This is a genomic window from Paraburkholderia lebeckiae (assembly GCF_014201005.1).
Taxonomy (GTDB): Bacteria; Pseudomonadota; Gammaproteobacteria; order Burkholderiales; family Burkholderiaceae; genus Paraburkholderia; species Paraburkholderia tuberum.
Genome location: NZ_JACHDK010000016.1, coordinates 35688 through 48363, shown reverse-complemented (window position 1 = coordinate 48363; position 12676 = coordinate 35688). Strand labels below are relative to the sequence as shown.

The window sequence follows — 12676 nt, the reverse complement described above, 5'->3', positions numbered from 1 at the left end:
AACTCCCTCAACGTCCATTGCCCCGAGGCCTGTCGATGTCCGCTCACACCGTTCGTTTCAAACAGGTCGACGTGTTTACGTCGACACCATTCAAGGGCAATCCGCTTGCCGTCGTATTCGATGCCGACGCGCTCGATACCGCGCAAATGCAGGCCATTGCGCGCTGGACCAATCTGTCCGAAACCACGTTTCTGCTGAAGCCGACCGACGCGGCCGCCGACTATCGCGTGCGCATCTTCACGACGGGGGGCGAGTTGCCGTTCGCGGGTCATCCGACCTTGGGCACCGCGCATGCTTTGCGCGAAAGCGGCTACCAGCCGAAGCAGGCTGGCAAGCTGATCCAGCAATGCGGCGTGGGTCTCGTGGAACTCGAAGCGCTCGACGGCGCCGACAACATGCACGGCGCATGGGCATTCGCCGCGCCGCCCGCGCGCGTGACACCACTCGCCGAGCATCGTTACGAAGCGCTGTCTACGGCTTTACGTAGTCAGGCGATCGACTTCAGCGCGCCGCCGTGCGCGGTCGACAACGGCGCGCCGTGGCTCGTCGTGCGGGTCGATTCGGCACGCGCCTGCCTCGCGCTCGAACCCGACGCGGCGGCGCTCGCCGAGCTCGTGCATTCGGTCGACACGCACGGCGTCGCCGTGTATGGACCGCACGACGCCGACGGCCCCGCGACGTTCGAGGTCCGTTGCCTGATGGCGGGCGGCGGCTTCGGTGTCGGCGAAGACCCGGTGACGGGCAGCGCCAATGCCGCGCTCGCGGGTCTGCTGAACCTGCAGCACCGTCGTCCCGCCGCGCGCTACACGGCGCGTCAGGGCACCGCGCTCGGGCGCGCGGGCGACGTGTCGGTCCACTACGACGATGCACGCGGCAAGATCTGGATCGGCGGGCCCTCGGTGACGATCGTCGATGGCACGTGCCGGCTCGCGTAAGCGAGCTGCGGCTTCGCGCGCACGCCACGGCGACACGCCACATGTCGCCGCTTCACACCACAAAAAGCCGCGGCGCGATTGCGTCGCCATACCTGGTTCTCCGAATTCATCGTGGCCGGATTGCAAAAGCCCTGCCAGAAACTGCCGAGTGACAGGCACCGTTGCCGATGAAGTCTTCGACAAATCACGGACCGGTCGCGTCATAAGACCGGCGATGCAGGCCACGTGAACAGCCACACCTGGGCGCTCGCCGCGCGAGCGTATACCCCATGCCCGGAAGCTTCCTTAATCCAGTGGCATTCAGTAATATCGAGACGTATATAGCGAACTCTATCCGATGACCTGCGGACGGTCCGGCGCGGCGCCACGCCCTCTCCTCCTGCGCAGCAGCTTTGGCACCTTGGTCACCATGCAGCCATCCATCTATTTCGCGCAGTCGATGCCCATGCTTTTGCAAGCGGCCCGCACCCAGCGAAGGCCCGCGCGATGACTCAGTCCCGCTTCTCCGAGCCGCGCGAAGCCAGGCCGCGACGCGATCCATTGGTCACGCGCCGGCGCGCGTTGCTCGTCATTCCCGCGCTCGGGGTACTCGTACTGATCCTGCTGTGGACCGTGATCTTCGCGCGGCTGTCGGTAGAAAGGGACGCGACGTACCGCGAAGCGATGGCGTCTTCCGCAATACTTTCCGCGGCGCTCGAGCAGCACACCGTCAAGGCGATTCACCAGGTCGATCAGATCACGCGCTTCGTCAAGTACGAGTTCGAGAAGACGCCCGATCATTTCGATCTCGCGAGCACGGTCGAAAAAGGCGTCGTGCAAAGCGAAACGCTCGTGCAGGTGTCGATAATCGACGAGCACGGCAGACTGATCGCCAATACGACCGAACTCAACCCCGCTCACATCGACTTGTCGGACCGCGAGCACTTCAAGGTCCACGAGCACGAAAACGACGACCAGCTGTACATCAGCAAGCCCGTGCTCGGCCGCGTATCGGGTCACTGGACGCTGCAGATGACGCGGCGTCTCAATCATCCGGACGGCTCGTTCGCGGGCGTCGTCGTGGTCTCCGAAGACCCGAGCTACTTTACGTCGGACTTCTACAACAACGCGGCGATCGGCCGCGAAGGCGTGATCGCGGTGATCTCGGACAACGGCACCGTGCTCGCGCGCCGCACCGGCAACGCCAGCAGGACGAGCAGCACGTTCACCGCGAGCGGCATGTATCCGACCTCGGAGCATGTGTCGGGCACCTACGTCGATTCGATCGACAACGTCACGCGCATCGTGTCGTACCGGCACATCGACGGCTATCCGCTCGGCGTGCTCGTCGGTCTTTCGCAGGACGAAGAATTCGCCGATTACAACCACACGCGCAACGTCTATCTGTTGATGGCGGGCTTCATCTCGCTCGCGATGCTCAGCTTCTTCGCGGTCGCGACCGGCCTGATAGGAAAACTGCTAGGCCGCGAGCGCGAGATGACGCACCTCGTCGAATACGATCTGTTGACCGGCCTGCGCAATCGCTACGCGACGCTGCAGGCGCTGCGCCATGACGTCGCGCAGCCGTTCAACCTGGGCCGCCTCGCGATTCTTTTTATCGACCTCGACAACTTCAAGACCGTCAACGACACGCTCGGCCACAACGCCGGCGACATCGTGCTGCAGATGACAGCCTCGCGCCTCGCCACCGCGGTCGGCGACGACGGCGCGCTGAGCCGCATCGGCGGGGACGAGTTCGTCGTCGTGATCAAGGGCGACGATGTCGAAAAGCGCGCGGTCGCGCTCGCCGAGGCCGCCGGCGAAGCGTTCTCGAAGCCGTTCGAGGTGCGCGGCAGCGCGTTCGTGCTGCATGCGAGCATTGGCATCGCGCTGTACTCGGTCGCCAACGAAAGCGAGATCGATCTGCTGAAGAAAGCCGACCTCGCGATGTACAGCGCGAAGGACGCCGGCAAGAACTGCTACCAGTTCTATTCGCCGCATCTGTCGCATCGCGCTGACCATCTGATGAAGTGGGAGCAGCAGTTGCGCGTCGCGCTGGCCGAGGGCCAACTGTTCCTCGCCTATCAGCCGAAGATCGATCTGACGCGCCGCTGCATCACCGGCTTCGAAGCGCTCGTGCGCTGGAACCATCCGCAGCACGGACAGATCCCGGCCAACGAGTTCATCCCCGTGGCCGAGTCGACCGGCCTGATCGTGCCGATCGGCGACTTCGTGATCGAGACCGCATGCCGTCAGCTCGCGCAATGGCAGCGGCAGGGCTACGACACGCTATCGCTCGCGGTGAACATTTCGGCGGTGCAGTTCTGGCGCGGCGACCTGCTCGAAACGGTCTCGCGCGCGATCGAGGAAACCGGCATCTCCGCCCGTCGCCTCGAACTCGAAATCACCGAAACGACGATGATGGAATTTCCGGAGGTGGTCTCCGAAAAAATCTTCGCGTTGAAGCGTCTCGGCGTACGCATCGCGCTCGACGATTTCGGCACCGGCTACTCTTCACTGTCCTATCTCAACCGCTTTGCCGTCGACACGCTGAAGGTGGACCGCTCGTTCGTCCAGGCGATTCCGGGGGACCGCAGCGTCTGCGTGATGGTCACCGCGATCGTCAATCTCGCGCGCTCGCTCGGGCTCGCGGTCGTGGTCGAAGGCACGGAGACTGAGGAGCAGATTGCGTGGCTGGCCGCGCTCGGCCATATCGAGGCACAGGGCTTCCTGTTCTCGCGGCCGGTGCCGGTTGAGGCAATCCCGGCACTGCTCGAGCGCTTCGGGGTATGCGGCATGAACAGCGTCAGCGGCCGCCGCGTCGCGCACGAAGCCGACAGCACAAGCAGCCTATCCAGCAACAATTAAAGGACGGGCGCCCGCACGGCGGGGCCCGCGCAGCGCCGATGCAGACCATCACGAGCGATGAGGCTGCCCGCCGCGGGCAACGGGAACCACTATGGACGCTGTTCCGGGTCGTGTGCGGCCTGTCGGCGCTGTCGTGGGGCGGTCTCGCGTTGATGGCGCAGCTCGAGCATCATTACGTGGAACGCGAGGGGCGGCTCTCACGCGTCGCGTTCTCGGACCTGAACGCGCTCGCGTGGATGGTGCCGGGACCCGTCGGCTGCAACGTCGCCGTGCAGCTCGGCCACGCGCTGCGCGGACGCGCGGGCGCATGGGTCGCCGGTGTGGCGAGCGTACTGCCCTTCTTCACGCTGATGACGCTGTTCGCGATCTTCTATCGCACGCCCATCGTGCACACGATCGCGTCGCAAACCCTGCTGCATCATTTCAGCGTCGTGCTCGCGACGCTGATCGCGGTCAGTTGGTACAAGCAAACCCGCGCGCTCGTGCGCGGCAAGCTCGAATGGACGGCGGCGCTGCTCGGCAGCATCGCGCTGCTCTATGCGCACAGCGCCGCGGCGTATGTGGTGATGCTCGGCGCGGCCTTCGGCGCCGGCTGGTTCGCGAGTCCGGAGCGCGACTCGCGACTCGCCGTGTCGCTCCAGCGCGGCGACTATCGGCTGCTGGCCGCGCTCGGCGTGCTGCTCGTGCTGTTTGCGCTGCCGCTGCCGCATCGCTATGACCTCGCGCTGCTGTGGCCGCGCCTCGCGGGCGCCGGCATGACGCTGTTCGGCGGTGGCTTCTCGGCGTTGCCGGTGCTGAAGACGCTGTTCGTCACGCCGGCGGTCGGCGTGTCCGATAACGACTTCACGCTTGCGTTTACGCTGTCGCCGTTGTCCCCTGGACCTTTGCTGAACGTTGTGCCGTTCTTCGGCTATCTCGTCGATGGCTGGCTCGGCGCACTGATCGCGACGCTCGCGCTATTCGTGCCGTCAGGCTGCCTCGTCGTGCTCGCGCAGCGGCATCTGCATCAGTTGAAGGTGAACCCGCGCTTCGAGCACGGCATGAGGACTCTGCGCGCGGTCACGACCGCGTTTCTCGCGGTCGCGGTACTGCGCATTGCCGTGCACGTACCGCTGGAGCCGATCTATATGCTGACCGCGACGTTCTCCGCGATGTGCTTCGCGAAGCTGAAGGTGCCGGTGTATGCCGTGTACGGAACGGTGGCGCTGGCGTGCGGTTTGTGGCTCGCGTACGGCGCCACGACGTGATGCGTCGCGGGCCGCACGAAGCCCGTTGCGCCGTTGGCGATCCGGCGGTCCGGCGATCCGGCGATCCGGCGATCCGGCGATCCGGCGATCAGAACCCGCGCGACAGCACAGCGACGCCGATCGTCACGACGCCCAGCACGAGATTGATCAGCACGAGACGGCGGACAGTACCGACCGCCTGCGCGCCATCGGGCCACTTCTGCGCCTGCACCGCGCGGCGAATGCGCGGATACACGGCGAAGCGGATATGCCCGAAGATCAGCATCATCACGATGCCGAGACCGGCCATCGCATGCAGCGGCCAGCTAGCATGACCGCCGCCGAATTGCATCAGCAGGAAGCCGCCGCTGATCAGGATCACGAGCACCGACACCCCGACCCAGTTGAAGAAGCGGCCAAATACCGACTCCCACAGCGGCAGGCGCAATTGCGGCGACAGATCGCCGAGCGCAGGACGCAGGCAGAAATGCGCGAACACCATACCGCCGACCCACACCGCCACCCCGAGCAGATGCAGAAAAAGCGCGACTTCGATAGCCTTGTTCATGTAGTTTTCCTCTCCCGACGACGCCACACCGTTTAGGACACGCGATCCGCTCAGAACCGACTGAGCGCGTTCGACCATACGTGATGCAGGCAGTTCCGGGTATCGACGTCTATTGCGTCGTGTTTTGTCGTTGTGATCGCGGCACTTTCATCTGGCCGCGACGCCGACGCGCCCCGTTTGCTTCTACGCCCTTCGCGCGACGGACTTTTCTGCGACAGACCGCGAGCGCCCCGCATGCTAGCAGGCGCCCGTGGTTTCACCGCGTCAAACTTCGTTAAATCGACTCCACTAAGCCGGCAACACCGGACGCATGCCGTCGAGCTTCAGCTTGCTGTCGGGCGCGCGTCCCTTGCGCGCACGCTTGCCGACATGCGCCGCAAGCTCGGCGCCGGCCAGCTTCTCCTCGTCGACGCGGCCGCCACGACGCGTGCCGATCAGCATCACGCCTGCTTTGTTGATCGCGAGCGCCTGCACGAGCGTTTCGTTGTCGTCGAGCGCCATCAGCGTGACGCCACGGCCGCCGCCCGACAGCGTCTTCATCTCGTCGAGGCCGAACACGAGCAGACGCCCGCCCGACGACAGACACGCGACCTGCGCCGCGTCCGGCAGCATCGGCATCGGCGCGAGCGGCGCGGCGCCGGCGTCGATCGTCATGAACGACTTGCCGGCCTTCACGCGGCTCACCATGTCGCCGACCTTTGCGATGAAGCCGAAGCCGTTGCTCGACGCGAGCAGCAGCGCCTGTTCCGCCGACGCCGCGTAGTAGTGCATCAAATGACTGCCCGATTCGAGCTCGATCAGCGACGTGACCGGCACGCCGTCGCCGCGTCCGCCCGGCAGTTGAGCCACCGCGACCGAATAGACGCGCCCGTTGCTACCCCACGCGATCAGCGTATCGGGCGTGCGGCATTGGAACGCCGCGTAGAGGCCGTCGCCGGCCTTGAAGCTGAATCCGGCCGTATCGAGCCCGTGGCCCTTCAGCGCACGCACCCAGCCCTTCTGCGACACCACGACGGTGACCGGTTCGTCGACCACGCGCGCTTCGAACGTCGCGCGCTTTTCCTGCTGGATCAGGGTGCGGCGCTCGTCGCCGTACTGCTTCGCGTCGGCTTCGATTTCCTTGATCAGCAGGCGCTTCATCGCCGGTTCGCTGCCGAGCAGTTCCTCGAGCTTCGCCTTCTCGTCGCGCAGCTCGGCTAGTTCCTTCTCGATCTTGATCTTCTCGAGGCGCGCCAACTGACGCAGCCGGATTTCGAGGATGTCTTCGGCCTGGCGGTCCGTGAGTCCGAACGCGGCCATCAGCGCGACCTTCGGCTCGTCCGATTCGCGAATGATGCGGATGACTTCGTCAATATTCAGGAAGACGATCATCCGGCCTTCGAGAATATGGATGCGGTCGTCGACCTTCGATAGACGATGCCGCGTGCGGCGCGTCACCGTCGCGAAACGGAACGCGATCCACTCGTGCAGGATTTCGCTCAAGCCCTTCTGACGCGGCCGGCCGTCGCCGCCGACCATCACCATGTTCAGCGGCGCGTTCGATTCGAGGCTCGTATGCGCGAGCAGCGTGTTGACGAAGTCGGTCTGATCGATGCGGCTCGACTTCGGCTCGAACACGAGACGCACCGGCGCGTCCTTGCCCGATTCGTCGCGCACCGCGTCGACGAGCCCGAGCAGCGTCTGCCTCGTCTGCAACTGCTCGGGCGTGAGCGTCTTCTTGCCGAGCTTGATTTTCGGGTTGGTCTGTTCTTCGATTTCCTCGAGCACCTTCTGCGCGGCCGTATTCGGCGGCATTTCGGTGATCACGAGTTGCCACTGGCCGCGCGCGAGATCCTCGATCTTCCAGCGCGCGCGCACCTTCAGGCTGCCGCGGCCGGCTTCGTACGCGGCGGCGATTTCCGCCTCGCTCGAAATGATCTGGCCGCCGCCGGGAAAGTCCGGACCAGGCACGTGCTGCATCAGCTCCGCGTGCGAGAGCTTCGGATTGCGGATCAGCGCAACCGCCGCGCCCGCGACTTCGCGCAGGTTGTGCGAAGGGATTTCGGTCGCGAGACCCACCGCGATGCCCGATGCGCCATTGAGCAGCACGAACGGCAGACGCGCCGGCAGCACCTTCGGCTCTTCGAACGAGCCGTCGTAGTTCGGCATGAAGTCGACCGTGCCCTGATCGATTTCGGCGAGCAGCAGCTTCGCGATCGGCGTCAGGCGCGCTTCGGTGTAACGCATCGCCGCCGCGCCGTCGCCATCGCGCGAGCCGAAGTTGCCCTGGCCGTCGATCAGCGGATAGCGCATCGAAAAGTCTTGCGCGAGACGCACGAGTGCGTCGTACGCGGACTGGTCGCCGTGCGGGTGATACTTACCGAGCACGTCGCCGACCACGCGCGCCGATTTGACCGGCTTCGCGTTGTCGCCCAGGCCCATCTCGTTCATCGCGAACAGGATGCGGCGCTGCACCGGCTTCTGGCCGTCGCAAACATCGGGCAGCGCGCGGCCCTTGACCACGCTGACCGCATACTCGAGGTACGCGCGCTCCGCGTAGTTGCCGAGCGTCAGCACGTCGCTGTCCGACGGCGGCTCGTTGAAAAGGTCGAGAGTGTTATCGTCGTCCATCTAGATTCCGTGTCCGTGTTTGGCTTGAAGTGTCGTATGCCGCATTGAGGCGCAATGCGCTCAGATGTCCGCTTCTACTTCGTTGCCCTTCTCTTCGAGCCAGCTGCGACGCGACGCCGCTTCGCCCTTGCCCATCAGCATCGTCATGCGCGCGACGGTCGCATCGTAGTCAAGGTCGCCGAGCGCGACCGGCTGCAGGCGGCGCGTGTCGGGATTCATCGTCGTGTCCCACAGCTGCTCGGCGCTCATTTCACCGAGACCCTTGAAGCGGCTGATCGACCACTGGTTGTCGCGCACGCCGTCCTTGCGCAACTTGTCGAGAATCGCCTCGAGCTCGCCTTCGTCGAGCGCATAGAGCTTCTGCGCGGGCTTCTTGCCGCGCGCGGGCGCATCGACGCGAAACAGCGGCGGACGCGCGACGCACACGTGACCGCGCTCGATCAGTTGCGGGAAATGCTTGAAGAACAGCGTGAGCAGCAGCACCTGGATATGCGAGCCGTCGACGTCCGCATCCGACAAAATGCAGATCTTGCCGTAGCGCAGATTCGACAGATCGACCTTGTCGTCCGGACTATGCGGATCGACGCCGATCGCTACTGAAATGTCGTGCACCTCGTTGTTCGCGAACAGGCGATCACGTTCGGTTTCCCATGTGTTCAGCACCTTGCCGCGCAGCGGCAGGATCGCCTGGTATTCCTTGTCGCGACCCATCTTCGCGGAGCCGCCCGCCGAGTCGCCCTCGACGAGGAACAGCTCATTGCGGCCGATTTCCGTCGATTCGCAATCGGTCAGCTTGCCGGGCAGCACGGCGACGCCCGAACTCTTGCGCTTCTCGACCTTCTGCCCCGCGCGCGTGCGCGCCTGCGCCTGCTTGATCACGAGGTCCGCGAGTTTCTTGCCATGCTCGACGTGCTGGTTCAACCACAGTTCGAGTGCCGGCCGGGCGAACGACGACACGAGCTTGACCGCATCGCGGCTATTCAGGCGCTCTTTGATCTGCCCTTGAAACTGCGGATCGAGCACCTTCGCCGACAGCACGAACGACACCCGCGCGAACACGTCTTCGGCGAGCAGTTTCACGCCCTTCGGCTGCAGGTTGTGCAACTCGACGAAGCTCTTGACCGCCTGATAAAGACCGTCGCGCAAGCCCGACTCATGCGTGCCGCCCGCGGGCGTAGGAATCAGGTTCACGTACGACTCGCGCGTGAGCGGCCCTTCCTCGCTCCACGCGACGACCCACGCCGCGCCCTCGCCTTCGGCGAACGTCTCTTCGCTCGAACGCGAGCTTTCCGCGTAGCGCTCGCCCTCGAACAGCGGAATCAGCAGATCGCTGCCGTTCATGCCTTCGAGCAGATAGCCGCGCAGGCCGTCTTCGTACTTCCAGCTTTGCCGCTCGCCGGTTTTCTCGTTGACGAGCGTGACCTCGACGCCCGGCAGCAGCACCGCTTTTGAGCGCAACAGACGCTGCAATTCACCGAGCGGCAGGTTCGGCGAATCGAAGTACTTCGGATCGGCCCACGCGGTCACGCGCGTGCCGGATTTCTTGTCGGCCTTGGTGGCGGCACGCACTTCGAGCGGCTTCGCGACATCGCCGTGCGCGAAGCTCAGTTCGGCGACCTTGCCGTCGCGCCACACGGTGACGTCGAGCCGCGTGGACAGCGCGTTGGTGACCGACACGCCGACGCCGTGCAGACCGCCCGAGAACGTATAGGCGCCGCCGGCGGCCTTGTCGAACTTGCCGCCCGCGTGCAAGCGCGTGAAAACGATTTCGACGACCGGTACGCCTTCGTCGGGGTGCAGGCCGAATGGAATGCCGCGGCCGTCGTCGTCGACCGAGACCGAATGGTCCGCATGCAGCGTGACCGTGATTTGCCGGCCGTAGCCGCCGAGGGCTTCGTCCGATGCGTTGTCGATGACTTCCTGAATGATGTGCAGCGGATTCTCGGTGCGGGTGTACATGCCGGGTCGTTGCTTGACCGGCTCCAAACCCTTCAACACCTTGATCGACGCTTCGCTATACGCGGCGTTTGGCTTTTTCGTAGACATGATTGACTCGGTGCGTCGGTTCATCGTTGTCCACAGGTCCTGTGGACAGGGCCGTGGACAATGCGTTGAGTATTCAAAAAAAGCGAAACGAAACAACGGGGTTAGGTGGAGCGCCCGCGATGCGGGCAAGCTGTTTTGTCGCGCGGCTTCCGTTGGCGCGCTCGAATGCCGGAGATGGACGCACAGCCCGCCGGGGAAGCCTGTTCGCGGGGTATTGTACTGATTTCGATCACGGCGGCAATTGACCCCGCGCTGAATTGGCCGACTGGACAAGGCGCGGCGGGCGTTGGCGGACATGCAATGGGGGACGGACGGCTTGCAGGACGGCGGCGCGATAGGTATCGGCGGAAATGCACGGGCGCGCGCCCGCTGAATTTCAGTGTCGTGCGCGGCGGCGCTTTCCGTTGTTTTTGTGCCGGCCGCGCACGCCGCGTTACTTGACGCGGTTTTCCAGCTCGTCCCAACGTTCGAGCGCGAGCATCAACTCCTCGTCGATCTCGGCATAGCGCTCGGTCAGACGCGCGCCTTCGCGTGCATCTTTCGCGAACACCGAGCCGTCTTCGAGCTGCGCGCCGATTGCCTTCTGTTCGGCCTCGAGGTCGGCAATCATTTTCGGTAGCGCCTCCAGTTCGCGCTGCTCCTTGAACGACAGCTTCGCGCTGCGCTGCGCATTGCGGCCCGACGCGCTGTCCTTCGGCGCCGCTTCTTTCGGCGCTTCCTTGCTCGATTCTTTCTGCGCTTCGAGCGCGAGTTGCTCCGAGCGATCGCGCTGCGTCTGCCAGTCCGTGAAGCCGCCGACATATTCGCGCCACTTGCCGCCGCCTTCCGATGCGATCACCGACGTCACGACGTTATCGAGAAACGCGCGGTCGTGGCTGACGAGCAGCACCGTGCCGTCGTAGTCGATCAGCAGTTCTTCGAGCAGTTCGAGCGTCGGAATGTCGAGGTCGTTGGTTGGTTCATCGAGCACCAGCACGTTGGCCGGGCGCGCGAACAGGCGCGCGAGCAACAGCCGGTTGCGCTCGCCGCCCGACAGCGACTTGACCGGCGAACGCGCGCGCTCCGGCGCGAACAGGAAGTCGCCGAGATAGCTCATCACGTGCTTCTTCTGGCCGTTGATTTCGACCCACTCGCTGCCGGGGCTGATCGTGTCCGCGAGACTCTTTTCCAGATCGAGCGCCGCGCGCATCTGATCGAAATACGCGACCTGCAGATTCGTGCCGACGCGCACGTTGCCCTCGTCCGGCGCGAGTTCACCGAGGATCAGCTTCAGCAGCGTGGTCTTGCCCGCGCCGTTCGGACCGACGAAGCCGATCTTGTCGCCGCGCATCACCGTGGCCGTAAAGCGGTCCACCACCGCGCGCTCGCCATAGCGCTTCGTCACATCCGTCAGTTCCGCGACGATCTTGCCGGACTTCTCGCCCTGACCGACGTCGAGCTTCACGTTGCCTTGCACGTTGCGGCGCTCGGCGCGCTCGTTGCGCATCTGCACGAGGCGCGCGATGCGGCCGACGCTGCGCGTGCGGCGTGCCTCGACGCCCTTGCGAATCCACACTTCTTCCTGCGCGAGCAGTTTGTCGAACTTCTCGCTCTCGATGCGCTCGACTTCGAGCTGCTGCGCCTTGCGCGTCTGGTACGCGGAGAAATTGCCCGGATACGACAGCAGCCGCCCGCGATCGAGCTCGACGATGCGCGTCGCGACGCGGTCGAGAAACGCGCGATCGTGCGTGATGAACAGCAGCCCAGCGCGCAGCGACACCAGCAGATCTTCGAGCCAGCGGATGCCGTCGAAGTCGAGATGGTTGGTCGGCTCGTCGAGCAGCAGCACGTCGGGCTGCACGACGAGCGCTCGCGCGAGCGCCGCGCGCTTCTGCATGCCGCCCGACAGAGAGCCGACACGGGCTTCGCCGTTCAGGCCGATCTGCTGCAGCGTGGTCGCGACGCGCGTGCTCCAATTCCATGCGTCCGCGGTGTCCAACGACGATTGCAGCGTGTTCATGCGCGCGAGCAGCGTGTCGTGTTCGGCGCCCTCAGGCGTGTCGGCGAGCTGATGCGCGACCGCGTCGTATTCGTCGAGCAGCGCGCGCGCATGGGTGAGTCCGGCGGCGACCGCGTCGAACACGGTGTCGTCGACGTTGAACTCGGGCTCCTGCGGCACGTAGACCGTGCTCAGATGCTGCTGACGCGTGACGAGGCCGTCGTCGGGTTTGGTCAGATCGGCGACGATTTTCAACAGCGACGACTTGCCCGCGCCGTTGCGCCCGATCAGCCCGACGCGCTCGCCCGCTTCGAGCGAGAAATCCGCGTGGTCGAGCAGCGCGACGTGACCGAACGCGAGCTGGGCTCCGGTAATGGTGTAAAGCGACATGGGAATGGGAGAAGACAGCGATGAGTCGGAACTGCTCATTGTACCGGGCGCGGGGCCGGTCGCAGGTATGCCGGAC

General features: G+C 64.9%; 7 protein-coding genes. 3 read left to right on the top strand and 4 right to left on the bottom strand.

Annotated features, from left to right (window positions below):
* Window positions 1-35: 35 nt before the first annotated feature.
* The 3 genes from HDG39_RS25230 to HDG39_RS25220 all read left to right on the top strand — a co-directional run bounded on the left by HDG39_RS25230 (window position 36) and on the right by HDG39_RS25220 (window position 5029).
* Window positions 36-935, top strand: coding sequence for a PhzF family phenazine biosynthesis protein (locus HDG39_RS25230; protein ID WP_018419864.1), 900 nt, complete (start codon window positions 36-38; stop codon window positions 933-935).
* 486 nt (window positions 936-1421) lie between these two features.
* Complete coding sequence (locus tag HDG39_RS25225; RefSeq protein ID WP_184009575.1) at window positions 1422-3782, top strand: bifunctional diguanylate cyclase/phosphodiesterase; 2361 nt, start codon at window positions 1422-1424, stop codon at window positions 3780-3782.
* Between the two features lie 38 nt (window positions 3783-3820).
* Entirely contained in the window at window positions 3821-5029 is a 1209-nt protein-coding gene (locus HDG39_RS25220) for a chromate transporter (RefSeq protein WP_184009573.1), read from the top strand.
* 88 nt (window positions 5030-5117) lie between these two features.
* On the opposite strand, the gene HDG39_RS25215 is transcribed toward HDG39_RS25220, so the two are convergent.
* The 4 genes from HDG39_RS25215 to HDG39_RS25200 form a co-directional block, all read right to left on the bottom strand.
* Entirely contained in the window at window positions 5118-5576 is a 459-nt protein-coding gene (locus HDG39_RS25215; protein ID WP_026225677.1) for a CopD family protein, read from the bottom strand.
* Window positions 5577-5864: 288 nt separating this feature from the next.
* The gene (gene parC, locus HDG39_RS25210) at window positions 5865-8186 is read right to left on the bottom strand and encodes a DNA topoisomerase IV subunit A (RefSeq protein ID WP_184009571.1); all 2322 of its coding nucleotides are present in this window, start codon (window positions 8184-8186) and stop codon (window positions 5865-5867) included.
* Between the two features lie 60 nt (window positions 8187-8246).
* Window positions 8247-10232 carry a DNA topoisomerase IV subunit B gene (locus tag HDG39_RS25205; protein ID WP_184009569.1) on the bottom strand — a complete coding sequence of 662 codons (1986 nt, stop codon included), beginning with the start codon at window positions 10230-10232 and terminating at the stop codon, window positions 8247-8249.
* Window positions 10233-10665: 433 nt separating this feature from the next.
* The gene (locus HDG39_RS25200) at window positions 10666-12600 is read right to left on the bottom strand and encodes an ATP-binding cassette domain-containing protein (RefSeq protein ID WP_184009567.1); all 1935 of its coding nucleotides are present in this window, start codon (window positions 12598-12600) and stop codon (window positions 10666-10668) included.
* Between the last annotated feature and the right edge of the window lie 76 nt (window positions 12601-12676).